We start from the raw sequence: 26,529 nt of genomic DNA, 5'->3' as shown, positions 1-26,529 counted from the left end.
CTGCTCCCCTCCCCGCCCCACCCCACAACCGGGGCTCCGCCCCGGCCCCCGGCCCGGGACTCTGCCCCAGGCGCCCCGGAGGGGGCTCCGCCCTGGGCTCCGGGGGCTTCGTCCCGGGTTCCGGGGGGCTTCGCCTCGGGTTCGGGGGGCGCCTCGGGCTCCGGAGGAACTTCGTCCTGGGCCCCTGAGGAAGTTTCGTCCCGGGTTCCGGAGGGGGCTCCGCCCCGGGCCCCGGGCCGGGGCTCTGCCCCAGGCTCCGGAGGGGCCTCCGCCCGGGGCCCTGGCCAGGGCTTCACCCTGGGCTCCGGGGGGGGCTTCGCCTCGGGCTCCGGAGGGGGCTCCGCCCCGGGCCCCGGGCCGGGGCTCTGCCCCAGGCTCCGGAGGGCGCTCGCCCCAGGCTCTGGGGTCCAGGGGCGGAGCCCCTGGTGTCGGGAAGGGGTGGGGAGGGGAAAGACCCGCCGGGCACGGCACCCGGCCGCGCCGCTACCGCAGGGCCTCGGACAGATCGGCCAGGTGGCGGGAGACCGGGCCGACGGTGAGCAGGCCGCTGCCCGCCCCGGCGAGCTCGGCCGCCGCCGGAGCCAGCGCCGCGCGGGCGCGGGCGATCGTCTCCTGGTCGCCGACGGCGATGGCCGCCCGCCCGGTGAGGCACCACAGCGCCTCCAGCAGCAGATCGCGGGGCGGCTCCGGGACCGTGCGCAGCGCCGCCGCGGCCTCGGTGCGGCGGTCCTGGGCCAGCAGCACCAGCGGGCGGGCCCAAGGCGCGTACGGCCCCCAGTCGAGGCCCGCGTCGATCGGGGCGGGGCGCCCCCGTTCCACGCGCAGACAGAGCAGCGCGAGCGGCAGCAGACCGCGCTCCAGGCCGGGCATCCCGGCGCCGTCCAGCCGCGCGGCGGCGTCCCGGTAGGCCGCCTCGGCCGCGGCTTCGTCCGCCCGCCCCGTCGCGGCGAGCCGCAGCGCCCGGTACCACGCGGTGAACACCCCCACCAGCGGCCGCTCATGGCGCTCGCCCAGACGCTCGGCGGCGGCCGCGTGCCGGTCGGCCGCCGCGAAGTCGCCGAGCGCGCTGCGGGCCTGGAGCCGGATGAGATGGCCGAGCACCTCGAAGGCGGCCAGCCCGTGCCGCGCCGCGAGGGCGATCAGCTCGGCCCCGGTGGCGTCCCGGCGCGGCGCCAGCCCCGCGCGTTCGAAGCTCTGCATGAAGACGCCGTTCAGCGCGAACGCCAACAGCCCGGGATCGTCCAGCCGCCGAGCGATCTCCTCAGCCTGCCGAGCCGCCTGCCGCCCCCGCTCGGACCGCCCACCCCGAGACTCCACGGCGATCGTCGCCAACAGCCGGGCACGAATGGCGTCATGGCCGACCGGCTCATGGCCCCGCGTCTCGTGTGCGGGTGCGCCGTGGCCGGGCGGGCCGGGGGCCGTCGCCCCGCTGCCAGGGGGCTTGTGGCCGGGGGCCTCGTGATCGGGCGTACCAGGGCCGGCCGGGAAAACGGCCGCGAGAGCGGCCAGCGTGCGTTCGGCCGCGGCCACGATCGACGCCGCCTGTTCCGGGTCGTCCAGGCGGGTCCAGATCGCCGGGACGTCGTAGGCGCCGATGACTCGGGCGGTCAGTTCGGGGTCGCCCAGTTCTTCGGCCGCCGCGACGGCCGCCACGCGTTGTCGGCGGGCCGTCAGCAGGCCGCCGCCACCGGTCATCGAAAGGTCGCGGAGCAGGGCGGCCGTCGACTCCAGGCGGGTCCGGGCGCCGGAGGCCACGGTGCGGTCGTACGCGGCGGTCGCGTCCGCCCACACCTGGGCCGCCGCGTCGCCCCGCGCCGCCCTGGGATCGAGGTGGGGCGCCTGGCCGAGGATGTCCGTCTCCAGGCGGCGCAGCTCCGGGCCGGGGTCCACGCCCAGCTGCTCGACCAGCAGCGCCCGGGCCCGGCGCAGCACCGCCAGCGCGTCGCCCTGGCGGCCGGTGCGGTACAGCGCGAGGGCCATCGCCCGCCAGGCGCCCTCGCGCCAGGGGTGCTCGGCCAGATGCGCCTCCAGGTCCGGCACCGCCTCGGCGGCCCGGCCCAGCGCCAGCCGGGCCTCCGCCTGCCGCTCGACGGCGTGCAGCCGCAGCTCCGCCAGCCGGGAGCGCTCGCCCCGGGCCCAGCCCTCGTCGGCGAACTCCGCGTACGCGGGCCCGCGCCACCGGCTCAGCGCCTCCTCCAGCCGGGGCAGCGCGCCGTCCGGCGGCAGGGTCGCGGCGGCGGACACGTCCTGTTCGAAGCGCCAGGCGTCCACCGCGTCCGGGTCGGCCCGCAGCGCGTACCCGGGGCCCTCGGTGACCAGCAGCCGGGCCGGGGTGCGCGGCGGGCGCTGCGGCTCCAGCGCACGGCGCAGCGCGGCCACGAACGTGCGCACCGCGCCCACCGCCCCCGGCGGCGGCTCCGTCCACAGGTCCTCGATCAGCCCGGAGACGGGTACGACACGGCGGCGGGCGACGATCAGCCGGGCCAGCACCGCGCGGTGCCGTGGCCCCTTGAGCGCGATCGCGCGCCCGTCGGCGTCCGCGTCCCAGGCCACCACCGGCCCCAGCACCCCGAAACCGACCCGCATGCGGTCACCGTAGCGCGCTGATCGGATGCTCATCCGCACCCGGCAGGCTGACAGCCGTCTCGTCAGTCACTTACGTCATTACGTCGTCCGGTCGTCCGGTCGTTCACTCGTCGTCCGGTCACCCGGATGCTCTACAGAAAGCGCGCTGAGCCATGGCCCCTGTCATTCCCGGCTTCGACTACCGCCGCGTCCCCGTCGCCGACGGCGTGTCCCTGAACGTGGCCGTCGGGGGCTCGGGCAGCCCCGTCGTCCTGCTGCACGGCTTCCCGCAGACCCACCTCATGTGGCGGCATGTGGCCGCCGACCTCGCGGCCGATCACGCCGTGATCTGCCCCGACCTGCGCGGCTACGGCGCCAGCGACAAACCGGCAGCCGATGTAGACGCCGACGCCGACACCGACAGCGACACCGCCCCCGCCGCCTACGCCAAGCGCACCATGGCCGCCGACATCGTCGCCCTGGCCCGCGCGCTCGGGCATGAGCGCTTCGCGCTCGCCGGTCATGACCGCGGCGCCCTGGTCGCCTTCCGGGCGGGCCTCGACCACCCCGCGACGATCACCCATCTCGCCTGCCTGGACGTGCTGCCGACCCTCGACATGTGGGATGTGCTGCACGGCACCACCGCCGCCGTCGGCTTCCACCTCTTTCTGATGGCCCAGCCCCCCGGGCTGCCCGAGCGGATGATCGCCGCCTGCCCCGACGACTTCTTCGGCCACTTCCTCGACCTGTGGGCGGGCGACCCGCGGGCCATCCCCGCCGAGGTCCGTACCGCCTATCTGGACGCCTGCCGCGCCGCGGTGCCGTCGATCGTGGCCGACTACCGTGCCTCCGCCGGTGTCGACGTCGACCACGACCGGGCCGACCGGGACGGCGGACGCCGGCTGACGATGCCGCTCACCGTCATCCAGCAGGACTGGGGCGCGGCCCTCGGCTATGACGCGGCGGCGCTGTGGCGCGCCTGGGCCGACGACCTGGAGCACCTCACCGTCGGCTACGGCCACTTCATGGCCGAGGAGGCACCCGCGGACATCGCCAAGGCGCTGCGGAAGCTCCTCGCCCGCTAGGAGTCGTCGCCACAAGCCACGCCCACACCATGCCGGGGCCGCCCTGGTCGGATGCGGCTTCTGACCGCCGGACAACTCATGCGGCCGGTGGTTCGGCCGGTCGCCGAAGCCGACCCGTTCCAGGGTCGCGACCGCGCGCCTGCGGCGTTCGGCGCGCGGCAGACCGGAGTAGAGCGGGCCCTCGGCGACGTTGGCCTGCGCGCTCATGCCGGGTACGAGGTGGAACGCCTGGAAGACGAACCGATGACACCAACCCGGGCGGCGGCCTCTCGGTCAGGGTCCGCTTCCCATGAGCGGGGTGTGGCCCGTCACGCCGTCCGGTCGTAGTGGTCGGCGATCTCGTCGCTGGTCGTCACCCACACCCCGGGGTGGTTCACCACGTACTCCAGCGCCTGGTCCACGTACTTGTGCCGGAAGGGCTGGTTGATCACGAACGGATGCAGTACCAGCGACATCACCCGCCCGCTGTCGGCCGAGTCGGCGTAGAGCTGGTCGAGTTGGTCCTTGACGATCCGGACGAAGTCCGGCCCGCTGAGGCTCTTGCCGACGAAGAGCTGGATGTCGTTGACCTCGATCGAATACGGCACGCTCAGCATGCCCGGCACGTTCAGCCGGTACGGCTGGTCGTCGTTGGCCCAGTCCAGTACGTACCGCAGCCCCAGCTCGGCCAGGAGCTCCGGGGTCCGGAAGGTCTCGGTCAGCGCGGGCCCGAGCCAGCCGTGCGGCCTGCGGCCGGTGGCCTTCTCGATGGTGCCGATCACCTCGGTGAGGTAGGCCCGCTCCTCCTCCGGGGACATGTCCGCCTGGAGGATCGAGTTGTTCCTGCCGTGCGCCGCCCACACCCAGTCCCGTTCCCGCCCGGCCCGGATGATCTGGGGGTAGCGCTCGGCGACATCGGAGTTGAGCATCACGCTCGCCCGCACCCGGTGCCGGTCCAGGCTCTCGATCAGCCGCCAGATCCCGACCCGGGGCCCGTAGTCCCGCCACCCGTAGTTCAGCGGATCGGGGGCCAGCGCCCGGGTGTCGGGGAAGATGCTGGTGGAGGGGCGGTCGATCGCGTAGTGCTCGACGTTCAGCCCGACGTAGAAGGCCACCCGGGCGCCGCCGGGCCAGTGGATCGGGGGGCGTTCGACGATGGGGCTGTAGTCGAAGAGCTGGTTGTCCATCAGGGCTCACCTCATCTGTGTGGCTCAGCTGTACGGCGGTTCGGCGCCGCTCGGTGGACATCGTGAAACCCTCACACAAGTGAGAAGGTCAAGTGGTCTGCCCTCATGAGCTGAGAGACTGCGTCGGCGTACACCGCAGTGCCCTGCCTGCCCTGCGTGCCCTGCGTGCGATGAATGCCATGAGTGCCATGAGTGCCATGAGGAAGGACGCCATGACGCCGCCCAACGAGCTTCCGCCACCGCCGCCCGCCCCGGACGAGCGGCCGTGGAAGGACCGCGCCGGGCTGCTCGACGCGCGGGCGCGGGCGATGGGGGCGCTGGCGCGGTGGTACCTGGCGCCGCACCGGGCGCTGCTGCTGTGGCTGTCCACGCTCGTCTTCGCGCTGGGGTGGAGCCTCGCCGTCTCGGGATTCCAGTTCCTGGTGAAGGGCGAGATCATCGAGCATGTGCTGGGCGTGATCTTCCTGGGACTCGCCCTGGGCGCCACGGTCCCCTCCAGCCTCGGGGTGGTCTCCGGCATCCGGCGCGATGTCTTCGTGGGCGCCTGCCTCCGCGACTGGGCGGAGCTGGAGCGCGACCCCCGGACGCTGCCGCACTGGCGGGTCTCCGGCGGCGCTCTCCTGTGGCTGGGTCCGTCCATCGTGCTGGCCTGCCTGGGGCTGGCGCTGGGCGGGTTCGCGGCCTTCTCGGACGTCGGCACGGAGAGCGTCGGCACGGTCGCCGGTATCGGCCTGGTCTTCGTGGCCGCCGGAGCGCTCGGCATGGCCAAGGCGATCGACTACTACCGCCTGGTCAGCCGCGAACTCCGCCCCGACGGCGGTCCGGACGCATACGGTCCGGACCCGCTGGATCCGGACTCCGGCTACGGCGACGGCTTCTCCGGGGATGGCTTCTCCGCCGAGGGCTTCTCCGACGAGGGCTTTTGCAGTGACTGAAAGCGGGTCCGCAGCTCCTCGTACCGCTCCCCCGGGGTCTCCCCGCGCTCCTTGGCGACCTCCTCGATACGGGTCAGCAGCTGCCTGACCCGCACGGCGTCCGTATAGGCGTCGCGCTCCAGCTTCTTGTACGCGGCGGCGGCCGGGCCCTTGTGGTCGTCGGGGTCCACCGACTGCCTCAGATGGCCGAGACGCTCGATCTGTTCCTCGAGGTAACTGAGCATTCCCTCAAGGTCTTTGATGAGATCCGACAGATCCTGGTCCGATACGGACAGTTTGTCTTTACTCATGTTTCATCCGTCCCTGCCACCCTCCCATCGGCCCATTAGCGGGATGATCGTGCCATGACCGGGGCCGGTGTGGAGAGCCGCCCGGGGTAACTCCTCCGCCGTCAGTCCGGCAGGGCCGTGCCCGGGGGCAGCTCGATGCCGAAGTCGGCGGCGAGAACGCGCAGCACCTCGTCGTTGTCGGCGAGTTCGCGCTCCTTACGGCTGCCGTCGGAGCGGGTCTCGACGAGAGTCCGCCCGGACAGCAGGAGATGGCGGGCCGGGGTGGTGCGCTGGACGTGGAGGGTGTGCTGGAAGGGCGAGCGCGGGTTGGTGGCGACGTGCCAGTTGATGACCCCGTAGTCGGACGCCTCGAAGGGTTCGCGGGTGAAGGCGTACTGGTCCTGCCAGGAGCCGTCGAGGAACGCCTGGAACACCCACAGGTCCTCCAGCCCCTCCGGGTACGGCTCGCGGACGTAGCGGTGGCGGCGGGGGCCGTCGTGGAACTCGGTGTCGGCGACGAGCGGTACGGCCTCCAGGAGGCCGCCGACGCTGCCGAAGCCCACATCGGCCACGTAACGCCGCTCCTCGCCCGGGATCCCGACCAGCAGCAGCATATGGGTGCGCGGACGGACCGTCCCGGGGGCCGCTCCGACCCGGACGCGGGCGGTGAGGCCGGTGACGCGGAAGCCGAGCGCGGTGAGGGCGGCGGTCAGCAGCGTGTTGTGCTCGTAGCAGTAACCGCCGCGCCGGCCGCGCACCAGCTTGGCCTCGAGGTCGGGGACGGCGAGGGAGGGGGCCGAGCCGAGGAGGGGGTCGAGGTTCTCGAACGGTATGGACGTGAGGTGCGCCCGATGCACCGCCCGCAGCGTCTCCACAGTGGGGGCGGGGCGCCGGTCGCCCGTCCAGCCGATACGCGTCAGATAGGCGTCGAGATCAAGGGCGATGCGTTCCATACCGCCGACCGTAACGCCGGAGCCCGGCACCGGCTTCCGCTCCTGGTGGGGCCGTGTCTGGTCCCTTGGGCGTAGGTCCGTTACGCCATCCGTTACGTCTTCGGCACCGCCGCGAGGTGATCGAGCGCGCCCGCCTTGATCGACTGGAGCAGGGCTCCCAGCCTCGTGGGGCTCGTGGTGAGAACCGTACGGGGGTCGTCGCTCTCCCGGAGGGCGACGGTGGTGCCTATGAAGGCGAGCTCTATGCAGGAGTTCCCGTCCCCCGCGCCGGAGTAGGACGACTTGCGCCAGTTGACCTCGGACATTCCTTCGCCCTCACATCTGTCGAACGGTCTCGCGGATGAAGTCACGTGACTCCTTCTCGGACAAAGCCAGCTCTCCGGTCCGGTCCATGACCGCCCGGTAGTTCAGAAGCTGGGACTCCCCGTCGAGGAACGCCGCGTCCTGCGCGACGTCGAGTTGAACGGTATCCAACTGCGGCACCGGACCCGTGGCGTAGGTGACGGAGATTCCCGCGACGTGGAAACCTCCGGCCGCGATCGGGACGACCCGGACGGAGACGTTCGGGCGCTCCGAGGACTCCAGCAGGCTGTCGAGCTGCGCGCACAGCACGCGCTGATCGCCGAACCGTACGCGGAGCGCGGTCTCGTGCACGATGAATGTGCAGGATGGCGGCTGGTCCCGATCCAGGATGTCCCGGCGCTTCATGCGGTGCGAGAGTCTTCGGCGGAGCTCCGTCGGCGACCAGCCGGGGACGGCCGTGCTCAGTACCGATCGGGCGTAATCCTCGGTCTGCAAGAGTCCAGGGATGTGCATGAGCTCGACGACGCGCAGGCTCGTGGCGAAGTACTCCAGTTCCGCCAGATCGAGACCGGCGGCGCCGAGCGTCCCCCGGTACTCCTCCCACCACCCGCGCTTGCGCTCGGTCGCCATCGCGACCAGCGCCTCGACGTACGCCTCGTCCGGGCAGGCGTAGTTGGCGGCGAGTGTGCGTACGCGCTCTTCGCTGACGCCGAACCGGGCCAGCTCCATATTGGTGACATGCGAGCGGTTCGTGCCCAGCCGGTCGGCCGCTTCCTGGATGGTGAGACCCGCGTGCTCGCGCATCCTCCGAAGCTCCGTGCCAAGTCGGCGCTGACGTGCCGTGATGGTGGTCCTCGAAGCCATGCCTGCCTTCCTCGTGGGTCGTCACCCAGTGTGGCGCGTGACCACGAATGGGTCTATCTACTCACTAATTTCGACGATCCGGTGGCACTAGTTAGGCGCCGCCCTCTACCGTAGGTGTCGTTGCCGCTACTGCGCGTTGATCGCCGTAACGGTACGCGCGCTGTCGGCCCCCTCACAGGGAGTTGCCCCATGGATTCCGATCACGAGTCCGACGACCGTCCCCCACGCCGCCCGCCCGTTCCCTCCAGGGATCCGTACGTCTACACCCTTCAGAGCAGCCGGCACGCGACCTCCGCCAAGGTCTGCCGGGACTTCGTCGCCTGCGTCCTGAACTCCGTGGGGCAGGAGGAGCTGGTCGACACGGCGACGCTGTGCACGTCGGAGCTGGCCACCAACGCCTTTCTGCACGCCGAGGGCGACTCCGTGATGCTGCGCGTGGTGATCGAGCCGCCCCGCTTCCGCGTCCTGGTCTACGACGCCTCCGCCGAGCTCCCCGCCGCCGCCTGTCTCCCCGAGGGGGACCGCCTCCACGGCCGTGGCCTCGGGCTGGTGGCGGCCCTGGCCGACGCGTGGGGGACGGCGGAGGGTGACGCGGTGGGCATGTACGCCAAGGGGGTCTGGTTCGAACTCGCGGGCAAGGAGGAGGACGAGGCTTAGCCCTGGCTCAGCCCGCCGCGACGAAGGTCAGTGGGAATGCCTGGCCGGAGTCCGCGTAACGGTGGAACCGCCCGACCCAGGACGGCTCCTGAAGGGCCTGGACCTGGTCGCGGGGCAGCGCGATGTGCACATCGCGGCCGCCGTCCTGGTCGGCCGGGGTCGGCGCGATATGCACGGTCCAGGGAATGGGGATGGAGGAGAAGTCGTACCAGAAGGGGGCGCCCTGGCCGAAGTCGATGCGATAGAAGGGCAGCTTCGACCAGTTGTTGATCGCGATGGTGTTGTTGAACGCGTCCAGGCCCATGGTGGTCATGACCCGCTTGAGGCGCCCCGCGTCGCGTTCGGTGCACAGGAACGCCGCTTCCGCGCGGATTCGCTCCTCGGTGTTCTCGGCATAGCCCGCGCGGATCGCCGCGGCGATTTCGCCGAGCGGGCGGGAGCGCAGTTCGGCGGCGGTCATTCCGGGCCGGGTGTTGGTGACGGCGTTGCCAAAGTAGTCGTCCGGTACGGCCGCGCCGACGAATGAACGGAAGTCGGCGATGAGGCCGAGCCTTTCCTCGCTCGAATCGGGGCGGTCCCGCAATGCGCCGAGCACTTTCCACAGATGGGCGGTGAGCGCGTCATTGGTCGACACCCACCGGTCCGTGCCCGCGAGGTCGGCCATCGCGGCGTCCTTCATGGCGGTCAGCTCGGCGGCGGTGAAGCGGGTGGTCACGGTCGTCACACCGCCGAGGCTGCCCTTCAGGGCGCGGCCGACGAAGGCGGTCTTCTGGCCGCGCCCGGTGACCGTGAGATGGGCGCCGCCGGTAAGGGGGTCACCGGAGGCTGCGGCGGCGAGTGCGTCGATGATCCCGCGATCATGGTTGGGCTTGGCGTATCCGAGGCCCCGGTGCTCGTGCGACCAGGCCTCCAGGAAACTCATATAGCTGGATCCGTCGCCCACGGCGTGGTTCATCGTGAGCCCGAGGATGGAGCCGCCGCCTTTCATATGGGTGAGCTTCACCGTGAAAAGCGGCGTATCGCGGTCGACCACCCAGAACGGCATGGCGTGACTGAGATAGCGGTCCAGTCCCTTTTTCGCCGTGCGGCGGGGCCCGTAGTCCGGCATGGGCACGGATGCCTGTGCCTCGACGAAGCGCACACCCGAGTCGTCGCAGAGCACGCTGAGACCGCCGTCGGGGTCCTTCTTCATGCGCCCCGAAAGGACGGGGAAGTTACGCAGCGTCCGGCCGAGGGAGGCGCGCAGCGCCTCGCCGTCGAGCGTCTCCCGGTAGAAAAAGGCGCGGGGCGTATAGACGGTGCCGATGAGCATGTCGTAGACGCTCAGCCGTAGGCGGTCACCGCTCGCCTCTCCGGCACATACGGTGAACGATCGCTTGGCGCCGCTCTCGGTGGCGGAAGCCGTCATACTCACACGCTCTTTCGTCGGGCCCAAACGCGCTGTCACGGCGACGCGTTGACCGTAACTCCCGACGCGTTGACCGTAACCCTCGAGGCGTTGACCGTAACCCGCGGGCCGCGACGGCCCTCACGAACTGGAACGGGTTTAGGGAATTCCCCACCGCCCGCCCGGCCCCGAACTTTCCCGGGGCCGGGCGCGGACGCGGGGGCGGGCCGGGGCCGAGGCTGGGGGCGGGGGCGGGTTACGGGGTGTCCGCCGTTTCTTTCCCCTCCCCGCCCCTTCCCGCAACAGGGGCTCCGCCCCAGACCCCGACCCGGACGGGCGCGACCATCCGCCGCACCCAGCCCCTGGTTACGGGAAGGGGCGGGGAGCGGCCCACCGCGGGCGATGCCCGTGCGCATCCGGGGCGTCCGGCCGGTGTCTGGGGCGGGGCCGCGGTTTTGTCTCGCCCCTGGATGCCGGGGGCGAGGTGCCGACCGTCGCCGCGTGCTCGGCTCACTGCCCGGGGCGCCGACCGCGCCACCCGCGACGCGCCCGGGGCCCGGGGCGCAGCCCTCGCGTGGTGGAGCCGCGTATGGGTGCTGCGGGAAGGGGCGGGGCGGGGGACAGCCCACCGCGGGCGATGTTCGTGCGCATCTGGGGCGTCCGGCCGGTGTCTGGGGCGGGGCCGCGGTTTTGTCTCGCCCCTGGACCCCGGGGGCCAGGTGCCGACCGTCGTCGTGCTCGGCTCACCGCCCGGGGCGCCGACCGCGCCACCCGCGACGCGCCCGGGGCCCGGGGCGGAGCCCTCGCGCGGCGGAGCCCCCGCGCGGCGGAGCCGCGTATCGGTGCTGCGATGAAGAGAGCCGCCCGCCGCGGGCGTCAAGGGCCGGTGGGCAGGGGCTGGGCCGGGTGGCCCAGGAGCATCGTGGGGGAGCCCGCCGACCGCGTCAGCACGATCGTGCACGCGTTCCCACCCTCAAGCCGCAGCTTCTTGCGGAGCTGCTCCGGCTCGACCGCCGACCCGCGCTTCTTGATGGTCGCGACGCCCACCTCCCGCTCCCGCAACAGCGCCTTGAGCTTCTTCAGGTTGAACGGCAGCACATCCGTGATCTCGTACGCGGTGGCGAACGGCGTCGGACGCAGCTCGTCCGTGGTGATGTAGGCGATCGTCGGGTCGATCAGACGGCCGCCGACGCGGGCCGCCACATCGGCCACGAGGTGGGCGCGGATGACGGCGCCGTCCGGCTCGTAGAGCCAGCGGCCGACCGGGCCGGGCTCGGGGTCGGGGAGGAACGGGGTGCCGATCAGGGAGTGGCCGCTCGGCAGCAGCGTGGCGCGGCGCAGCCCGGGGCGGGCGGTGCCGAACCACAGGACGGCCTCCTTCACATGGCCGTGGTCCGAGATCCACTCGGCCTCCGCGTCCTCGGGTACCGCCTCGTGCGGCACGCCGGGGGCGATCTTGAGGGCGGCGCGCGGCGTGGTGCGGGCGGCCTCGACGGCCCAGGAGAGGGGCGGGGAGTACGCCTCGGGGTCGAAGACGCGGCCCCGGCCGCCGCGCCGGGCCGGGTCGACGAAGACCGCGTCGAAGTCGCGGGTGTCGACCTCGGTGACATCGGCGCAGCGGACCTCGATGAGCTCGGCCAGGCCGAGCGCCTCGGCGTTGGCGCGGGTGACGGCGCAGGTCAGCGGGTCGCGATCGACGGCGAGCACGGAGATCCCGGCGCGGGCGAGCGCGATCGCGTCGCCGCCGATGCCGCAGCACAGATCGGCCATCCGACGGACGCCGAACCCCGCGAAGCGGGAGGCGCGGTACGCGGCCACGGAGGTGCGGGTGGACTGCTCGACGCCGTTCGGCGTGAAGTACATGCGGTACGCGTCCTCGGGGCCGAATTTGGCCGCCGCCCGCTGCCGCAGCGCGGCCTGGGTCAGGGCCGCCGAGACCAGCGCCGGGGGATGGTCGCGGCGCAGCCGCGTCGCGGTGGCGAGTTCCTTCGCCGGGTCGTAGTCGCGGAGCGCGGAGAGCAGCGCCTGCCCCTCGTCGCCGAGCAGTGAATCGAAGGCGTCAACGTCCACATGGCCCATTCTCTCCGCTCCCAAGGGAGCATTCGCACCCCGCTCGGCGCGCGGGCCGGCGCCATAGAGCTGAAGATCGCTTTTGTGATGATGATCAAGGCTGGTCTTTCAAGGTGTCTGGTTCTCACCGCCGCGGCGGCCGTGCTCGCCGGCTGCGGGGCGCTCGGCTCTTCGGAGCCGCACACCCGGACGGGGAAGGCGGCCGGTCTGCTGGAGTCGGCCTCCGCCGGTCCGCACACCGCGTCCGGGACGTCCGGGCCGCCGTCGTCGGCGGGGAGCGGGCACGAGGACGGCGCGCCGCCATCGGGTCCGGCGGCGGGCTCCGCCTCGGCGGGGTTCCCGGACGCGTACCGCCGCTGGGGGCTGGACCGGCCCCTGACCCCGCCGCCGCCCCCGCCCTCGGTCAAGCCACCGCTCGCCGCGGTGTGGCCACCGGTACCCGGACTGGCGACGGTCATCCGCCGGGTCGCCACCACCGATCGGGTGGTTTTCCTGACGCTCGACGACGGGATCGAGAAGGACCCGGCCTTCGTCGACCAGGCCCGGGACCTCGGTCTGCCGTTCACGCAGTTCCTGGAGGACGAGGTGATCGGCGACCACTACGACTACTTCCGCCGGCTGCGTGAGCTCGGGAACCGGATCGGCAACCACACCCTCACCCACCCCGAGCTCGCGGGCCAGGGCTACGAATTCCAGCTCCATGAGATCTGCGGTCAGCAGGACGTCCTGCACTACCGCCTCGGCCTGGAGCCCCACCTCTTCCGTCCGCCTTACGGGGACTACGACCGGGACACGCTGCGGGCGGCGGCGGACTGCGGGCTGGCGAAGGCGGTGCTGTGGAGTGCGGAGATGGAGCCCGATGGACTGGTGTACCGCTCGGGCGGCGGGCTCCGGCCAGGGGACATCATCCTCGCCCACTTCCGCGGCCCGGACATGTTGAAGGGCGCGACGATGACCGACATGATCACTTCGCTGCTGCGGGAGGTTCAGGCGCAGGGGTTCGCGGTGGCTCGGCTGGAGGACTACATCTGACCTCCACCACATCCGGCCTCCACCTGAGGCCGCCACCGCGTCGCTTGGCACTCTAGTTGACTGAGTGCTAACCGCGTCATAATGTCGAGGCTGGCACTCGGGACCGATGAGTGCCAGGGATACAGCGACGGGCAGGTCCGGCACCCGCGACGACGGATCCACCTGGTCGCCACCTCAGACAGTTGACCCCGTGAGATCTCCGAAGGGGGAGGTCGGATCGTGACGACCACCAGCTCCAAGGTTGCCATCAAGCCGCTCGAGGACCGCATTGTGGTCCAGCCGCTCGACGCCGAGCAGACCACGGCTTCGGGCCTGGTCATTCCGGACACCGCCAAGGAAAAGCCCCAGGAGGGCGTCGTCCTGGCCGTGGGCCCGGGCCGCTTCGAGGACGGCAAGCGCCTTCCGCTCGACGTCTCCGTCGGTGACGTCGTGCTCTACAGCAAGTACGGCGGCACCGAGGTGAAGTACAGCGGCGAGGAGTACCTCGTCCTCTCGGCTCGCGACGTCCTCGCGATCGTCGAGAAGTAATCACCGAAGTTTTGCCTATGAGCCGTGCCCCGGTGCCCGTGTCATCTGAAACCGGGGTCGGGGCACGGCTTGTTTGAGAGGACATACGCAACTCATGGCGAAGATCCTGAAGTTCGACGAGGACGCCCGTCGCGCCCTCGAGCGCGGCGTCAACAAGCTCGCGGACACCGTCAAGGTGACCATCGGCCCCCGTGGCCGCAATGTCGTCATCGACAAGAAGTTCGGTGCCCCCACCATCACCAACGACGGTGTCACGATCGCCCGTGAGGTCGAGGTCGAGGACCCGTACGAGAACCTTGGCGCGCAGCTCGTCAAGGAGGTGGCGACCAAGACCAACGACATCGCGGGTGACGGCACCACCACGGCCACCGTGCTGGCCCAGGCGCTGGTGCGCGAGGGCCTGAAGAACGTGGCCGCCGGCGCCTCCCCGGCCGCCCTGAAGAAGGGCATCGACGCGGCAGTCAAGGCCGTCTCGGACGACCTGCTGGCCACCGCCCGCCCGATCGACGAGAAGTCCGACATCGCCGCCGTGGCCGGGCTGTCCGCCCAGGACAAGCAGGTCGGCGAGCTGATCGCCGAGGCGATGGACAAGGTCGGCAAGGACGGTGTCATCACCGTCGAGGAGTCCAACACCTTCGGTCTGGAGCTCGACTTCACCGAGGGCATGGCCTTCGACAAGGGCTACCTCTCGCCGTACATGGTCACCGACCAGGAGCGGATGGAGGCCGTCCTCGACGACCCGTACATCCTGATCCACCAGGGCAAGATCTCCTCCATCCAGGACCTGCTGCCGCTCCTGGAGAAGATCATCCAGGCCAACGCCAGCAAGCCGCTGCTGATCATCGCCGAGGACGTGGAGGGCGAGGCCCTCTCCACCCTCGTCGTCAACAAGATCCGCGGCACCTTCAACGCGGTCGCGGTGAAGGCCCCGGGCTTCGGTGACCGCCGTAAGGCCATGCTCGGCGACATCGCCACCCTTACGGGCGGCACCGTCATCGCCGAGGAGGTCGGCCTCAAGCTCGACCAGGTCGGCCTGGACGTGCTGGGCACCGCCCGCCGCGTGACCGTCACCAAGGACGACACCACGATCGTCGACGGTGGCGGCAAGGCGGACGAGGTCTCCGGCCGCGTCGCCCAGATCAAGGCCGAGATCGAGTCCACGGACTCCGACTGGGACCGCGAGAAGCTCCAGGAGCGGCTCGCCAAGCTGGCCGGCGGCGTGTGCGTGATCCGCGTGGGCGCGGCCACCGAGGTCGAGCTCAAGGAGAAGAAGCACCGTCTGGAGGACGCCATCTCCGCGACCCGCGCCGCGGTCGAGGAGGGCATCGTCTCCGGTGGTGGCTCCGCGCTGGTCCACGCCGCGAAGGTGCTGGAGAACAGCCTGGGCCTGGAGGGCGACGAGGCCACCGGTGTCGCCGTGGTCCGCCGCGCCGCGGTCGAGCCGCTGCGCTGGATCGCCGAGAACGCCGGTCTCGAGGGCTACGTGATCACCTCGAAGGTCGCCGAGCTCGAGAAGGGCCACGGCTACAACGCGGCCACCGAGGAGTACGGCGACCTGGTGAAGGCCGGCGTCATCGACCCGGTCAAGGTCACCCGCTCCGCGCTGGAGAACGCGGCGTCGATCGCCTCGCTGCTGCTCACCACCGAGACCCTGGTGGTCGAGAAGCCGGCCGAGGAAGAGGCCGAGGCCGCCGGCCACGGCCACGGTCACGCGCACTGACGCTCCGGCGTTCCGCCACAAGCAGCGCGAAGGCGCGGCCGCCCACCGGGCGGCCGCGCCTTCGTGTGTTCCGGTTCCTGTTCCGGTGCCGTCCCGGTCCCGGTGTGTTCCGGTTCCGCCGGACGGCTACCCCTTGGCCGGAGGGCGGCCGACCTTGGAGGAGATGGAGGAGAGGGCCGAGCGCGGGGCCAGCTTCGCCAGGCTCGACATCGCCTTGTAGCGCGGATCGGGGATGGACAGCGACTTGCCCCGGGCGAAATCCTTCAGCGCCGCCGTGACCAGCCGGTCCGGGTCCAGCCACATCCAGCTCGGCACGCTGGTGTCCTTGATCCCCGCCCGCGCGTGGAACTCCGTACGGACGAACCCCGGGCACAGCGCCATCAGCCGCACCCCCGAGCGCGCCAGGTCCTTCGCCGCGCCCTGCGTGAACTGCACGACCCACGCCTTGCTCGCCCCGTACGTCCCGCGCGGGAAGAAGGCCGCGACCGACGCCACGTTGATCACCCCGCCGCGCCCCCGGTCCCGCATCGTCCCGGCCCCCGCGCTGGTCAGCCGCAGCACCGCCTCGCAGTGCAGCTTCAGCATCCGCAGCTCATCGGCGATCGGCACCTCCAGATAGCGGGCGCGGTTGCCGAAACCGGCGTTGTTGACGAGCAGATCGACCGGGTGGGTACGGTCCTTCAGCCGGGCCTCGACCGCAGCGATCCCGTCATCCTCGGAGAGGTCCGCCACCAGCACGTCCGCCTCCACGCCGTGCCGGTCGTGCAGATCCGCCGCCTGCTCCCGCAGCCGCTTCTCATCGCGTGCGACGAGCACCAGATTGTGCCCGTCGGCGGCGAGCCGGCCCGCGAAGGCGGCGCCGATGCCCGCGGTGGTTCCGGTAATCAATGCAGTCGTCATACGCGCACGTTATCGGCCATGGCGGGCCCCGGCGGACCGCCGAGCGGCACCGTGAGCGATCTGCGCCGGAATGAGCGCTTCCGTCAGTCCGGATCCGTCAGATCGCCTTCGCGGACCGGTACTTCAGGGCGGTCTCCCGGGCCTCCGGATGCAGCGCCTCACCGGCCGCCAGCACCCTCGGCAGCAGCTCCCGCTCCGTGGTCTCGGCGCGGAAGAGGAACGCGACCGTCACCTCGTGGTCGGGCCGGTGCACGATCTCGACCGCGTCCCCCGAGCGGATCTCGCCGGGCTCGAGCACCCGCAGATACGCACCGGGGACGGCGGCCTGGGTGAACCGCTTGAGCCACCCCCGCTCGCCCAGCCAGCCGGCGAACGTACGGCACGGGATGCGCGGTGAGGTCACCTCCAGCAGCAGCTCGCTCCCCACCCGCCAGCGCTCGCCGACGAGGGCGCCGTTGACGTCGATACCGCTGGTGGTGAGGTTCTCGCCGAAGGCGCCGTTGGCCAGTTCGCGGCCCAGCTCCCGCTCCCAGACGTCGAGGTCCTCCCGGGCGTAGGCGTAGACGGCCTGGTCGTCGCCGCCGTGGTGGCGGAGGTCGCAGACCGAGTCACCGGCCAGACCGCTTCCGGCCCGGCCCTTCGGCCCGGGGGCCGTGACCCGTACCGGACGGTCGACGGGCCGCTTGTCGATACCGGTGCCCGCAGGGCAGTCGGTGTGGGTGCTCGGCATCGCGCGGCCGATGTTCACGGTGAGGACGGCTGGGGGGCGTGGTGTATCCGGCATGACCGCACCGTAGGACAGTCAGGCCAAAGCGTCGACGCAATATCCCGGGCCGTACCCAAGGGTCCCTTATGCTCAAGGCATGATCGAGGCCCGCCATCTCAGGGTGCTGCGCGCGGTGGCCGCCACCGGCTCCTTCTCCGCGGCCGCCCGTGAGCTCGGCTGCACCCAGCCCGCCGTCAGCCAGCAGATGAAGGCCCTGGAGGGCGCCGCGTGCACTCCGCTGCTGATCCGCAGCGGACGGGAGATGCGGCTGACCGAGGCGGGCCGGGCGCTGGTACGGCACGCCGGCGGGATCCTGGCCGGGCTGACCGCCGCCGAGGAGGAGGTCGCGGCCATCGCCGGGCTGCGCTCGGGCCGGGTGCGGCTGGTGTCCTTCCCCAGCGGCAGCTCGACCCTGGTGCCCATGGCGCTCGCCGAGATGCGCGCGGCACACCCCGGAACGCGGGTCTCGCTCGTGGAGGCCGAGCCGCCGGGCTCGGTGGAGATGCTGCGCTCGGGCGACTGCGAGATCGCGCTGGCCTTCCGGTATCCGCAGGTGAGCGCCGAGACGGAGGCGGCCGCGGGAGGCGGCGGCGAGTGGGACGACCTGGTCCTGCGGCCGCTGCTGAGCGATCGGCTGGTGGGCGTGGTGCCGGAGGGGCACAAGCTGGCGGGCGCCGGGGCGGTGGGGATCGCCGAGCTGGCCGGGGAGCCGTGGATCGCGGGTTGCCCGCGCTGCCGGGGACATCTGGTGGAGGTGTGCGAATCCGAGGGCTTCACCCCGCGGATCGACTTCGCGACGGACGACTATCCGACCGTCGTCGGCCTGGTCGGGGCCGGGCTGGGGGTCGCGGTGCTGCCCGAGCTGGCGCTGGAGTCGGTCCGGACCAAGGGCGCCGTGACGCTGGAGGTGGAACCGGCGGTGCGGCGGGAAGTGGTGGCGCTGACCCTGCCCGACCTCGCCCGCGTCCCGGCGGTGGCGGCGACGCTGGACCGGCTGGAGCGGGCCGCCCGCAGATGAGCGGCGCGCACACCACCTCGTGGGCCGTCCGCGCGTGCGCCGGGCGGCGACGGGCCGGGTGGTGACAGACCGTGATGGCGACGGGCCGTGGTGGTGACGGGGCCCGGGTGGTGACAGGCCGGATGGCGGCAGAAGGAACGTTTCTTCAGTTGGCCGGGGTCAGGCCGTGATCACGATCCCGGGGCGCCCGTACTGGCGACCGCGCGGTGCCGCGCCCGCCCCATGAGCTCCTCGCGCTCGTCCTCGGTCAGTCCGCCCCACACTCCGTAGGGCTCGCGTACGGCAAGGGCGTGGGCCGCGCACTGCGCCCGTACCGGGCAGCGCATGCACACCTCTTTCGCCGACATCTCACGTGCGCTGCGGGCAGCGCCGCGCTCCCCCTCCGGGTGGAAGAAGAGCGAGCTGTCGACCCCGCGACACGCGGCCAGGAGCTGCCAGTCCCACAGGTCGGCATTCGGGCCGGGAAGACGGGAGAAATCTGCCATTGCCTTATCTCCTCGAAGCGATCGGCTGCGGACGCTGTGTCCTGGGTCGTACACCTACGGTGTAAGTAGATGTAAATATGACTCATTGCGAATCTAGCCACACAGACCGCCAAATTGGAAGCAAGGTCGCCAAATGCCACCGAAGGGACTGCCTCGGGGGCTGCCCTATGGGGGAGGCGCGAAGGACGCGACCGGCGCGACGAAGCTGCTCCGTGTACGAGCCCTCACGTAGAGTGTCGAAGGTGGCCGCCGAACCCCGTAACTCTTTCGGGTGACCGTCGTTGAGAGTGCGGAGGCGGTTGATGGGTAAAGCTCTCGGACAGATATCCGGGGCTGTCAATCGCTCAGGTGACGATATGTACCAGCCTGGAGGCTCAAGGTGACGCGCATCAGCTGCGGAGGGCGGCCATGACATCCGTCCTCGTCTGCGACGACTCCCCGCTTGCCCGAGAGGCGCTGCGCCGCGCGGTGGCGACCGTGCCCGGCGTCGAGCGTGTGACGACGGCGGCCAACGGCGAGGAAGTCCTCCGCCGCTGGGGCGCCGACCGCTCGGATCTGATTCTGATGGACGTACGGATGCCCGGTCTCGGCGGTGTCGAGACCGTGCGGCGGCTGCTCTCCGCCGACCCCGGCGCCCGGATCATCATGCTCACGGTCGCCGAGGACCTGGACGGAGTGGCGCTGGCCGTGGCGGCCGGCGCCCGTGGCTATCTGCACAAGGACGCCTCGCGCGCCGAGCTGCGCGCCACCGTGACCCAGGCGCTCGCCGACCCCACCTGGCGGCTGGCCCCGCGCCGGCTGCGCTCGGCCGAGATGGGCGCCGCGCCCACGCTCACCGCGCGGGAGATCCAGGTGCTCGAGGGCATGAGCCACGGCCGGTCCAACGCGGAGATCGGCCGCGAGCTGTTCCTGTCCGAGGACACGGTCAAGACGCACGCACGCCGGTTGTTCAAGAAGCTCGGCGCGTCCGACCGGGCGCATGCGGTGGCCCTCGGGTTCCGCTGGGGTCTGGTTCGCTGATCCGGCCACGACCGTTCTGACGTGCTGCGCAGCGGGGGCGCGACGGTCCCCGCCCGTCGGGTGGCGGGCGGGGCGAAAGCGTGCGCGGCGAGCGCTGTGGTGGTGGCCTGTATCAGTTCCCCGCGCTATGCCGCATCCTTGAAGGTGTGGAGTTCCTCGGGGACGAGTCGGCCGGGCGTGAGGGGAGAGCGCAGGACGTGACGACAACCGGCGCACCTGCTCATAACGCTTCAGCGCACAACTACGGACGCGGTGCCACGGAGCCCCCGGGCCCGAGGCACCATGGATGGATGCCGCGCGACGAGGAGAGCCCAGGAGCCCCCAAGGGAGCTCCCGGGGGTACGGGGACCATCGGCGCCCTCGTCGGGCGCGCAGCCGAGGGGGACGAGCAGGCCACCCACGATCTGCTGGCCCTGGTCCACCCGCTGGCCCTGCGCTACTGCCGTACGAGGCTGTCCCGACTTCCGGGTGATGCCCGCCACTTCGTGGACGACCTGGCGCAGGAGGTCTGTCTCGCGGTGCTGTGCGCGCTGCCGCGCTACCGGGACACCGGAAAGCCCTTCGAGGCGTTCGTCGTGGCCATCGCCTCCCACAAGGTCGCCGATCTCCAGCGGGCCGCCATGCGGCACCCGGGCTCCACGGCCGTCCCCTCGGACGAGATGCCGGAGCAGCCGGACGATTCGCTGGGGCCCGAGGAGCGGGCGCTGCTCAGCAGTGACGCGGAGTGGGCCAAGAAGTTGCTGGCCAACCTTCCGGAGAACCAGCGGGAGCTGGTGCTGCTGAGGGTCGCGGTCGGGCTGACGGCGGAGGAGACCGGGCAGATGCTGGGGATGTCCCCCGGAGCGGTGCGGGTCGCCCAGCACCGGGCGCTGAGCAGGCTGCGCGCGCTCGCCGAGCAGTGACCCCCCGGACCCACCGGGGTTCCGACCGGCTCGTTACCTTGTTGTGCCTTCCGCATTCAGCAGGTCGCTGAGAAGTTATCCACAGGGCGGAATGAGGCACTCGGGGAGCCCGTTAGCATGGGAGTCCGCGCTGGGGCAAGACCATTGGAAGGGTGTCATGACTGACAACGTCGACGGAGTGCCTGAGAAGTTCGCCATGCTCGGGCTGACGTACGACGACGTGCTGCTGCTGCCGGGCGCCTCCGAGGTGCTGCCGAACGCGGTCGACACCTCGTCCAGGGTCTCCCGGAACGTCCGGGTGAATGTGCCGCTGCTGTCCGCCGCCATGGACAAGGTCACCGAGTCCCGGATGGCCATCGCGATGGCCCGGCAGGGCGGCGTGGGCGTGCTGCACCGCAATCTGTCCATCGAGGACCAGGCCAACCAGGTCGACCTGGTCAAGCGGTCGGAGTCCGGCATGGTCACCGACCCGATCACGGTCCGGCCGGACGCCACGCTGCACGAGGCGGACGCGCTGTGCGCGAAGTTCCGCATCAGCGGTGTGCCGGTCACGGACGCCGTGGGCAAGCTGCTCGGCATCGTCACCAACCGTGACATGGCCTTCGAGGTCGACCGGGGCCGTCAGGTCCGCGAGGTCATGACCCCGATGCCGCTGGTCACCGGCAAGGTGGGGATCTCCGGCGAGGACGCGATGCAGCTGCTGCGCCGCCACAAGATCGAGAAGCTGCCGCTGGTCGACGACGCGGGTGTGCTCAAGGGCCTGATCACGGTCAAGGACTTCGTGAAGGCCGAGCAGTACCCCCACGCGGCGAAGGACGCGGGCGGCCGGCTGGTCGTCGGTGCCGCCGTCGGCGTGGGCGACGAGTCGTACGAGCGGGCGCAGGCGCTGGTCGAGGCCGGGGCCGACTTCCTGGTCGTGGACAGCGCGCACGGCCACAGCCGGGGCATCCTCGACATGATCGCCAAGGTCAAGTCCAATATCGCGGTCGATGTGGTGGGCGGCAACGTCGCCACCAGGGACGGCGCCCAGGCGCTGATCGACGCGGGGGTGGACGGGGTCAAGGTCGGCGTCGGCCCGGGCTCGATCTGCACCACGCGCGTGGTCGCGGGCATCGGCGTGCCGCAGGTGACGGCCATCTACGAGGCCGCCCGCGCCTGCCACGCGGCCGGGGTGCCGCTGATCGGCGACGGCGGTCTCCAGTACTCGGGCGACATCGCCAAGGCGATCGCGGCCGGTGCGGACACCGTGATGCTGGGCAGCCTGCTGGCCGGCTGCGAGGAGTCGCCGGGCGAGATGGTCTTCATCAACGGCAAGCAGTTCAAGTCCTACCGGGGCATGGGCTCCCTGGGCGCGATGCAGACGCGCGGCCAGGCCCGCTCGTACTCCAAGGACCGCTACTTCCAGGACAACGTGCTGTCCGAGGACAAGCTGGTTCCCGAGGGCATCGAGGGCCAGGTGCCCTACCGCGGCCCGCTGGCCTCGGTCGCGCACCAGCTGGTGGGCGGTCTGCGGGCGTCGATGGGCTATGTCGGCTCGGCCAATGTGGCGGAGCTGAAGGAGAAGGGCCGCTTTGTGCGGATCACCGCGGCGGGCCTCAAGGAGAGCCACCCGCATGACATCCAGATGACCACCGAGGCGCCGAACTACTCCGGCCGTTGATCCGCGCCGTCCGTTGAACCACGCTGTCCGCTGATCCGCGCCGTTCACCCGGGCGACCTCGCGACGGTGCGGGCAGGGATACTGGGACGGCTGTTCGTGAACAGGGAAAGGCACCCACGTGACTGAGATCGAGATCGGGCGCGGCAAGCGCGGCCGCAGGGCGTACGCGTTCGACGACATCGCCGTTGTGCCGAGTCGTCGCACCCGGGACCCGAAGGAGGTCTCGATCGCCTGGCAGATCGACGCCTACCGCTTCGAGCTGCCGTTCCTGGCCGCGCCGATGGACTCGGTGGTCTCGCCCCGCACCGCGATCCGCATCGGTGAGCTCGGTGGCCTCGGGGTGCTCAACCTCGAGGGGCTCTGGACCCGTTACGAGGACCCGGAGCCGCTGCTGGCCGAGATCGCCGAGCTGGACGAGCACACCGCGACCACCCGGATGCAGGAGATCTACGCCGAGCCGATCAAGGAGGAGCTGATCGGCCAGCGGCTGAAGGAGGTGCGGGACGCGGGCGTGGTGACCGCCGCCGCCCTGTCCCCGCAGCGCACGGCGCAGTTCTCCAAGGCCGTGGTGGACGCGGGGGTCGACATCTTCGTGATCCGCGGGACCACGGTCTCCGCCGAGCATGTCTCCGGTGCCGCCGAGCCGCTCAACCTCAAGCAGTTCATCTACGAGCTGGACGTTCCGGTGATCGTGGGCGGCTGCGCCACCTACACGGCCGCACTGCACCTGATGCGCACCGGCGCGGCCGGTGTGCTGGTGGGCTTCGGCGGCGGCGCCGCGCACACCACCCGCAATGTGCTGGGCATCCAGGTGCCGATGGCCACGGCGGTCGCCGATGTCGCCGCCGCCCGCCGGGACTACATGGACGAGTCGGGCGGCCGCTATGTGCATGTGATCGCCGACGGCGGCGTCGGCTGGAGCGGCGATCTGCCGAAGGCCGTCGCCTGCGGCGCGGACGCGGTGATGATGGGCTCCCCGCTGGCCCGGGCCACCGACGCGCCGGGCCGCGGTCACCACTGGGGCATGGAGGCCGTGCACGACGAGGTGCCGCGCGGCAAGCGGATGAACCTGGGCACGGTGGGCTCCACCGAGGAGATCCTCCTCGGCCCCTCGCACACCACCGACGGCTCGATGAACTTCTTCGGCGCGCTGCGCCGCGCGATGGCCACGACCGGCTATTCGGAGTTGAAGGAGTTCCAGCGGGTCGAGGTCACGGTCGCCCCGTCGGCCCGCGACAAGCGCTGAGCGATCGCTGAGCGACAGGGGAAGGCCCCGACCGCCTCGCGGTCGGGGCCTTCCCCTTGCCGAATGCCGTGTTGCCGTGGGCTCAGCGGTTGCTGATCCGGTAGGCGGTGCTGACCGCGGCGACCGGCGCGAGCGCCATGAAGATGTAGGTCAGCGCGTCGGAGTCTTCCTTCCACGACTTCCACAGGTCGCTGAAGTGGTCGAAGAAGATCTCGTTCGAGGAGAGCACCTGGCTGCTGGCGCCGCCGCCGATCTTGTCGGCGTAGTTGCTCATCACATCGTGCAGGATCATGGCGTAGCCGTAGAGCTCGCCGAGGAACACCGCGGCCAGGGCCAGTACCGCGCCGACCACCCACAGTCCCGTGTTGCGGCCGCCCAGCTTGGCGACCGCCAGACCGATGAGCGCGCCGACGACCACACCGGCGTACGCGAACTGCGTGACCTCCGGCGGGGTCTTGTCCGTGTCCGCCATCGCGCTCAGCAGGAACGCGTAGAGGAACGCGCCGACGACCGTGGCCACGAGGGCGGCGCCCACCGCCAGCAGCGGGTTGCCCGGGCGGCCGGCCGGCGGCGCGGGCGGCGGGAAGCCGCCGCCGTACTGCGGCTGCGGCTGCTGGGGCTGCCCCTGCGGGTAGCCGTAGCCGGGCTGCTGCGCGGAGCCGTACCCACCGGCCTGCTGGGGCGGGGCGGGCTGCTGCGGGTAGCCACCCGGCTGCTGCGGGTACCCGCCTGGCTGCTGTGGCTGCTGCCAGTTCTGGCTCATGGAATTCCCCCGGGGATGAAGGTGTTGACACCGCGTTCCGGGGACAGCTCGGCTGATGAGCGGCTGCGGGCTGGGAACGCGGAAGGAAACTTTCGAGCCATAAAACTAACAGGCAGGCATGACAATCAGACAAGTCGTGTCTGACGTCCGTGACATGGCTGGGACCGGACGGAGACACGTTGGCCCGGCATATGGGGATTCGTCGCCGCTATTCGGCGATGCGCTTCGCGACGAGGTAACTTTCCGCTCCCGCCACGGCGTAGAAGGTGATGTCGTTGCGCCCCAGGATGTGATCGCGCCAGTAGCCCGCCACCAGCCCGAAGTGCTCGGTCAGGGTGTCCGTGGTGGGCCAGGAGCTCTCGTCCCCCATCAGCACCGCGACGCCGATCAGTTGCGCCAGCGAGACACTGACCACGGCCAGCGGTATCCCGACGAGCGCCAGCAGCGGCGCCCGGCCGCCCAGCTTGCCCAGCGCGGCGCCGGTCAACAGCCCGATGCACAGCGCCCAGTAGCCGACCTCCTGGCCACGGTGGCCGATTTTGCCCTGGATGAAGCCGAAAACCAGGGCTCCGAACAGGGCCGCCGCGATGCCCGCCGCGAGGCCACGGGCCGGCCGTGCGGCCTGAGCTGCGGAGGAAGCGGACACGATCATGCCCGCAAGGTAGCAGTGGCATGGCCGCACGGTGGTGCGAATGACATCAGTGCCGGGACAGAATCCGGCATAAGCAATAATGTCAACTTATGGCGCAGAACAAGTCGTTCAATGGGCGTGACATGGGTATCGACCTCGGCACCGCCAACACACTGGTGTACGTACGAGGCAGGGGAATCGTGCTCAACGAGCCGTCGGTTGTGGCCGTGAACACAGTCGACGGCAATGTGCTGTCGGTGGGTTCGGCGGCCAAGGAGACCATGGGGCGGACACCGACGAACATCGTCGCCGTGCGGCCGCTGCGCGACGGCGTGATCGCCGATTTCGAGATCGCCGAGCGCATGCTGCGGTACTTCATCAAGAAGGTCATGGGCAGCCGCAGGCTCGGCCGCCCCCGGGTGGTGGTCTGTGTGCCCTCCGGGATCACCGGCGTTGAGCGGCGCGCGGTGATGGAGGCCGCCACCCAGGCCGGGGCGCGTCAGGTGCATCTGGTCGAGGAGCCCATCGCGGCGGCGATCGGCGCGGGGCTGCCGGTGAGCGAGCCGACCGGCTGCATGGTCGTCGACATCGGCGGCGGTACGACGGAGGTCGCCGTCGTCTCGCTCGGCGGCATCGTCACCGCGCGGTCGGTGCGCACCGCGGGCGACGCGATGGACGTCGCGATCAGCTCCTATGTGAAGAAGCAGTACGCGCTGGCGATCGGTGAGCGGACCGCCGAGGAGATCAAGGTCTCCATCGGATCCGCCTCGCCCACCGGGCCGCTGTCCGTACCGAGGGTCTCGGAGTCCGTCCGGCGGCCGGAGCGGAATGTGGAGGTGTTCATCCCGGGCCAGAGCGAGGACAACGAGGACACCCAGGCGCTGCTGCCGCCGGACCGCTGCGCCATCCGCGGCCGGGACCAGGCGACCGGGCTGCCCAGGGTGCTCGAACTGACCTCGGACGAGGTGCGGCACGCCCTCGCCGAGCCGGTGGACAGCATCGTCGCGGCGGTGCGGGCCACGCTCGACGAGACCCCGCCGGAGCTTGCGGGCGACATCATGGACCGCGGCATCGTGCTGACCGGCGGCGGCGCCCTGCTGCGCGGCCTGGACGTACGGCTGGGCCGCGAGCTGAACATCCCGGTGCTGGTGGCCGACGACCCACTGGACTGCGTGGCCATCGGCACCGGCCGCTGCGTGGAGGACTTCGCCTCGCTGCGCACCGCGATGGACGCACGGCCCCGTCGGCCGGAATCCGTGCGGGTGTGACGCCCAAGCGCTCCGCTGGGAATGCCCTGGGAGGCCGTCGATCGTCCTGCGGCGCCGCCGTGGCCGCTCGCGCCCACGGGACGCCTCGGGGCGGCCCGGCGGTGCTCCCCGGGGCGGCGGCCTTGAGCGTGCGGCATCGTCCCCGGCGTGGTGGGCTGGTGACACCGCGTCGGTCCCGGGCGGCGCGGGCGGACGACAGGCGCGGGCGTCGAGGTGGTGGTCGTGGGGCGCGGCAGGACGTACCGGCGGGCGGTCGTCACGACCGTCACCACGATCCTGGTCGCGATCACCTCCGTCCTGCCGACGCCCGCCGGGGCGGCGACAGTCCTGGCGGAC

The 26,529-nt window shown here is 71.4% G+C and carries 25 protein-coding genes and 1 pseudogene; 12 read left to right on the top strand and 14 right to left on the bottom strand.

Annotation, left to right across the window (positions count from 1 at the left end; all coding sequences use genetic code 11):
- Positions 1–483 precede the first annotated feature (483 nt).
- Positions 484–2,586, bottom strand: coding sequence for an AfsR/SARP family transcriptional regulator (locus tag ABD329_RS31440; protein WP_198279644.1), 2,103 nt, complete (start codon positions 2,584–2,586; stop codon positions 484–486).
- Positions 2,587–2,738: 152 nt separating this feature from the next.
- On the opposite strand from ABD329_RS31440, the gene ABD329_RS31435 reads away from it, so the two are divergent.
- On the top strand, positions 2,739–3,650 hold the full coding sequence (locus ABD329_RS31435; RefSeq protein WP_198279643.1) for an alpha/beta fold hydrolase: 912 nt from the start codon (positions 2,739–2,741) through the stop codon (positions 3,648–3,650).
- Between the two features lie 57 nt (positions 3,651–3,707).
- Here ABD329_RS31435 and ABD329_RS31430 read toward each other — a convergent pair.
- Together ABD329_RS31430 and ABD329_RS31425 are read right to left on the bottom strand one after the other, a co-directional pair.
- Positions 3,708–3,890 (bottom strand): annotated as a pseudogene (locus ABD329_RS31430) (ABC transporter ATP-binding protein); the annotation flags it as partial.
- Between the two features lie 68 nt (positions 3,891–3,958).
- Positions 3,959–4,816, bottom strand: a complete 858-nt coding sequence (locus ABD329_RS31425; RefSeq protein WP_198279642.1) for a polysaccharide deacetylase family protein — start codon at positions 4,814–4,816, stop codon at positions 3,959–3,961.
- Positions 4,817–5,004: 188 nt separating this feature from the next.
- Here ABD329_RS31425 and ABD329_RS31420 point away from each other — a divergent pair, with 188 nt between their 5' ends.
- Positions 5,005–5,751 (top strand): hypothetical protein, encoded by a 747-nt coding sequence (locus tag ABD329_RS31420; protein ID WP_246618810.1) that lies wholly within the window; start codon positions 5,005–5,007, stop codon positions 5,749–5,751.
- On the opposite strand, the gene ABD329_RS31415 is transcribed toward ABD329_RS31420, so the two are convergent.
- The 4 genes from ABD329_RS31415 to ABD329_RS31400 all read right to left on the bottom strand — a co-directional run bounded on the left by ABD329_RS31415 (position 5,679) and on the right by ABD329_RS31400 (position 8,140).
- A complete protein-coding gene (locus ABD329_RS31415; protein ID WP_198279641.1) occupies positions 5,679–6,041 on the bottom strand; it encodes a hypothetical protein in 363 nt (120 codons plus the stop codon). The two genes, ABD329_RS31420 and ABD329_RS31415, sit on opposite strands and share 73 nt — an antisense overlap.
- A gap of 101 nt (positions 6,042–6,142) precedes the next feature.
- Entirely contained in the window at positions 6,143–6,964 is an 822-nt protein-coding gene (locus ABD329_RS31410) for an arylamine N-acetyltransferase family protein (RefSeq protein WP_198279645.1), read from the bottom strand.
- A gap of 101 nt (positions 6,965–7,065) precedes the next feature.
- A complete protein-coding gene (locus tag ABD329_RS31405; RefSeq protein WP_198279640.1) occupies positions 7,066–7,278 on the bottom strand; it encodes a DUF397 domain-containing protein in 213 nt (70 codons plus the stop codon).
- Positions 7,279–7,288: 10 nt separating this feature from the next.
- On the bottom strand, positions 7,289–8,140 hold the full coding sequence (locus ABD329_RS31400; protein ID WP_198279639.1) for a Scr1 family TA system antitoxin-like transcriptional regulator: 852 nt from the start codon (positions 8,138–8,140) through the stop codon (positions 7,289–7,291).
- Between the two features lie 189 nt (positions 8,141–8,329).
- Between ABD329_RS31400 and ABD329_RS31395 the strand changes: the two genes are divergently transcribed.
- Positions 8,330–8,797, top strand: coding sequence for an ATP-binding protein (locus ABD329_RS31395; protein ID WP_198279638.1), 468 nt, complete (start codon positions 8,330–8,332; stop codon positions 8,795–8,797).
- A gap of 7 nt (positions 8,798–8,804) precedes the next feature.
- On the opposite strand, the gene ABD329_RS31390 is transcribed toward ABD329_RS31395, so the two are convergent.
- Together ABD329_RS31390 and ABD329_RS31385 are read right to left on the bottom strand one after the other, a co-directional pair.
- Positions 8,805–10,205: an acyltransferase gene (locus ABD329_RS31390; protein WP_198279637.1), complete on the bottom strand. Its 1,401-nt coding sequence runs from the start codon at positions 10,203–10,205 to the stop codon at positions 8,805–8,807.
- A gap of 855 nt (positions 10,206–11,060) precedes the next feature.
- Positions 11,061–12,263 carry a class I SAM-dependent methyltransferase gene (locus ABD329_RS31385; RefSeq protein ID WP_198282309.1) on the bottom strand — a complete coding sequence of 401 codons (1,203 nt, stop codon included), beginning with the start codon at positions 12,261–12,263 and terminating at the stop codon, positions 11,061–11,063.
- Here ABD329_RS31385 and ABD329_RS31380 point away from each other — a divergent pair.
- The 3 genes from ABD329_RS31380 to groL all read left to right on the top strand — a co-directional run bounded on the left by ABD329_RS31380 (position 12,255) and on the right by groL (position 15,534).
- Complete coding sequence (locus ABD329_RS31380; RefSeq protein ID WP_344317240.1) at positions 12,255–13,286, top strand: polysaccharide deacetylase family protein; 1,032 nt, start codon at positions 12,255–12,257, stop codon at positions 13,284–13,286. The genes ABD329_RS31385 and ABD329_RS31380 overlap by 9 nt on opposite strands.
- 219 nt (positions 13,287–13,505) lie before the next feature.
- Positions 13,506–13,814: a co-chaperone GroES gene (gene groES, locus ABD329_RS31375; RefSeq protein ID WP_014054228.1), complete on the top strand. Its 309-nt coding sequence runs from the start codon at positions 13,506–13,508 to the stop codon at positions 13,812–13,814.
- A 94-nt stretch (positions 13,815–13,908) separates the two neighbouring features.
- Positions 13,909–15,534 carry a chaperonin GroEL gene (gene groL, locus ABD329_RS31370; protein ID WP_198276516.1) on the top strand — a complete coding sequence of 542 codons (1,626 nt, stop codon included), beginning with the start codon at positions 13,909–13,911 and terminating at the stop codon, positions 15,532–15,534.
- Between the two features lie 126 nt (positions 15,535–15,660).
- On the opposite strand, the gene ABD329_RS31365 is transcribed toward groL, so the two are convergent.
- Both ABD329_RS31365 and ABD329_RS31360 read right to left on the bottom strand, forming a co-directional pair.
- A complete protein-coding gene (locus tag ABD329_RS31365) occupies positions 15,661–16,434 on the bottom strand; it encodes an SDR family NAD(P)-dependent oxidoreductase (RefSeq protein WP_198276515.1) in 774 nt (257 codons plus the stop codon).
- A gap of 97 nt (positions 16,435–16,531) precedes the next feature.
- On the bottom strand, positions 16,532–17,218 hold the full coding sequence (locus ABD329_RS31360; protein ID WP_198276514.1) for an MOSC domain-containing protein: 687 nt from the start codon (positions 17,216–17,218) through the stop codon (positions 16,532–16,534).
- Positions 17,219–17,297: 79 nt separating this feature from the next.
- Here ABD329_RS31360 and ABD329_RS31355 point away from each other — a divergent pair, with 79 nt between their 5' ends.
- A complete protein-coding gene (locus tag ABD329_RS31355) occupies positions 17,298–18,218 on the top strand; it encodes a LysR family transcriptional regulator (protein ID WP_198276513.1) in 921 nt (306 codons plus the stop codon).
- A gap of 170 nt (positions 18,219–18,388) precedes the next feature.
- Here ABD329_RS31355 and ABD329_RS31350 read toward each other — a convergent pair whose 3' ends face one another.
- Positions 18,389–18,703: a WhiB family transcriptional regulator gene (locus ABD329_RS31350; RefSeq protein WP_037952995.1), complete on the bottom strand. Its 315-nt coding sequence runs from the start codon at positions 18,701–18,703 to the stop codon at positions 18,389–18,391.
- A gap of 408 nt (positions 18,704–19,111) precedes the next feature.
- Between ABD329_RS31350 and ABD329_RS31345 the strand changes: the two genes are divergently transcribed.
- From ABD329_RS31345 to ABD329_RS31330, 4 genes are all read left to right on the top strand, one after another.
- Positions 19,112–19,723 (top strand): response regulator transcription factor, encoded by a 612-nt coding sequence (locus ABD329_RS31345; protein ID WP_003948568.1) that lies wholly within the window; start codon positions 19,112–19,114, stop codon positions 19,721–19,723.
- 290 nt (positions 19,724–20,013) lie between these two features.
- A complete protein-coding gene (locus ABD329_RS31340; protein ID WP_214664725.1) occupies positions 20,014–20,625 on the top strand; it encodes a sigma-70 family RNA polymerase sigma factor in 612 nt (203 codons plus the stop codon).
- A 157-nt stretch (positions 20,626–20,782) separates the two neighbouring features.
- Complete coding sequence (guaB, locus tag ABD329_RS31335) at positions 20,783–22,285, top strand: IMP dehydrogenase (protein WP_198276511.1); 1,503 nt, start codon at positions 20,783–20,785, stop codon at positions 22,283–22,285.
- A gap of 118 nt (positions 22,286–22,403) precedes the next feature.
- Positions 22,404–23,531, top strand: coding sequence for a GuaB3 family IMP dehydrogenase-related protein (locus ABD329_RS31330; protein WP_198276510.1), 1,128 nt, complete (start codon positions 22,404–22,406; stop codon positions 23,529–23,531).
- Between the two features lie 82 nt (positions 23,532–23,613).
- Here the strand turns inward: ABD329_RS31330 and ABD329_RS31325 are convergent, their stop codons facing one another.
- Both ABD329_RS31325 and ABD329_RS31320 read right to left on the bottom strand, forming a co-directional pair.
- Positions 23,614–24,294, bottom strand: a complete 681-nt coding sequence (locus ABD329_RS31325; RefSeq protein WP_198276509.1) for a hypothetical protein — start codon at positions 24,292–24,294, stop codon at positions 23,614–23,616.
- Between the two features lie 208 nt (positions 24,295–24,502).
- A complete protein-coding gene (locus ABD329_RS31320; protein ID WP_198276508.1) occupies positions 24,503–24,946 on the bottom strand; it encodes a hypothetical protein in 444 nt (147 codons plus the stop codon).
- Positions 24,947–25,035: 89 nt separating this feature from the next.
- Here ABD329_RS31320 and ABD329_RS31315 point away from each other — a divergent pair, with 89 nt between their 5' ends.
- The gene (locus ABD329_RS31315) at positions 25,036–26,193 is read left to right on the top strand and encodes a rod shape-determining protein (protein WP_198276507.1); all 1,158 of its coding nucleotides are present in this window, start codon (positions 25,036–25,038) and stop codon (positions 26,191–26,193) included.
- Positions 26,194–26,529 lie beyond the last annotated feature (336 nt).

It is taken from the genome of Streptomyces javensis, assembly GCF_039525925.1.
Classification (GTDB): domain Bacteria; phylum Actinomycetota; class Actinomycetes; order Streptomycetales; family Streptomycetaceae; genus Streptomyces; species Streptomyces asiaticus.
The sequence above is the reverse complement of the archived record's forward strand: the minus strand, read 5'-3'. Positions and strand labels throughout refer to the sequence as shown.

Bases quoted from the DNA above. Each gene is read 5' to 3' on its own strand.
- ABD329_RS31440 (WP_198279644.1), bottom strand. From the start codon at position 2,586: ATGCGGGTCGGTTTCGGGGTGCTGGGGCCGGTGGTGGCCTGGGACGCG.
- ABD329_RS31435 (WP_198279643.1), top strand. From the start codon at position 2,739: ATGGCCCCTGTCATTCCCGGCTTCGACTACCGCCGCGTCCCCGTCGCC.
- ABD329_RS31425 (WP_198279642.1), bottom strand. From the start codon at position 4,816: ATGGACAACCAGCTCTTCGACTACAGCCCCATCGTCGAACGCCCCCCG.
- ABD329_RS31420 (WP_246618810.1), top strand. From the start codon at position 5,005: ATGAGTGCCATGAGGAAGGACGCCATGACGCCGCCCAACGAGCTTCCG.
- ABD329_RS31415 (WP_198279641.1), bottom strand. From the start codon at position 6,041: ATGAGTAAAGACAAACTGTCCGTATCGGACCAGGATCTGTCGGATCTC.
- ABD329_RS31405 (WP_198279640.1), bottom strand. From the start codon at position 7,278: ATGTCCGAGGTCAACTGGCGCAAGTCGTCCTACTCCGGCGCGGGGGAC.
- ABD329_RS31400 (WP_198279639.1), bottom strand. From the start codon at position 8,140: ATGGCTTCGAGGACCACCATCACGGCACGTCAGCGCCGACTTGGCACG.
- ABD329_RS31395 (WP_198279638.1), top strand. From the start codon at position 8,330: ATGGATTCCGATCACGAGTCCGACGACCGTCCCCCACGCCGCCCGCCC.
- ABD329_RS31390 (WP_198279637.1), bottom strand. From the start codon at position 10,205: ATGACGGCTTCCGCCACCGAGAGCGGCGCCAAGCGATCGTTCACCGTA.
- ABD329_RS31380 (WP_344317240.1), top strand. From the start codon at position 12,255: ATGGCCCATTCTCTCCGCTCCCAAGGGAGCATTCGCACCCCGCTCGGC.
- ABD329_RS31385 (WP_198282309.1), bottom strand. From the start codon at position 12,263: ATGGGCCATGTGGACGTTGACGCCTTCGATTCACTGCTCGGCGACGAG.
- groL (WP_198276516.1), top strand. From the start codon at position 13,909: ATGGCGAAGATCCTGAAGTTCGACGAGGACGCCCGTCGCGCCCTCGAG.
- ABD329_RS31365 (WP_198276515.1), bottom strand. From the start codon at position 16,434: ATGACGACTGCATTGATTACCGGAACCACCGCGGGCATCGGCGCCGCC.
- ABD329_RS31360 (WP_198276514.1), bottom strand. From the start codon at position 17,218: ATGCCGGATACACCACGCCCCCCAGCCGTCCTCACCGTGAACATCGGC.
- ABD329_RS31355 (WP_198276513.1), top strand. From the start codon at position 17,298: ATGATCGAGGCCCGCCATCTCAGGGTGCTGCGCGCGGTGGCCGCCACC.
- ABD329_RS31350 (WP_037952995.1), bottom strand. From the start codon at position 18,703: ATGGCAGATTTCTCCCGTCTTCCCGGCCCGAATGCCGACCTGTGGGAC.
- ABD329_RS31345 (WP_003948568.1), top strand. From the start codon at position 19,112: ATGACATCCGTCCTCGTCTGCGACGACTCCCCGCTTGCCCGAGAGGCG.
- ABD329_RS31340 (WP_214664725.1), top strand. From the start codon at position 20,014: ATGCCGCGCGACGAGGAGAGCCCAGGAGCCCCCAAGGGAGCTCCCGGG.
- guaB (WP_198276511.1), top strand. From the start codon at position 20,783: ATGACTGACAACGTCGACGGAGTGCCTGAGAAGTTCGCCATGCTCGGG.
- ABD329_RS31325 (WP_198276509.1), bottom strand. From the start codon at position 24,294: ATGAGCCAGAACTGGCAGCAGCCACAGCAGCCAGGCGGGTACCCGCAG.
- ABD329_RS31320 (WP_198276508.1), bottom strand. From the start codon at position 24,946: ATGATCGTGTCCGCTTCCTCCGCAGCTCAGGCCGCACGGCCGGCCCGT.
- ABD329_RS31315 (WP_198276507.1), top strand. From the start codon at position 25,036: ATGGCGCAGAACAAGTCGTTCAATGGGCGTGACATGGGTATCGACCTC.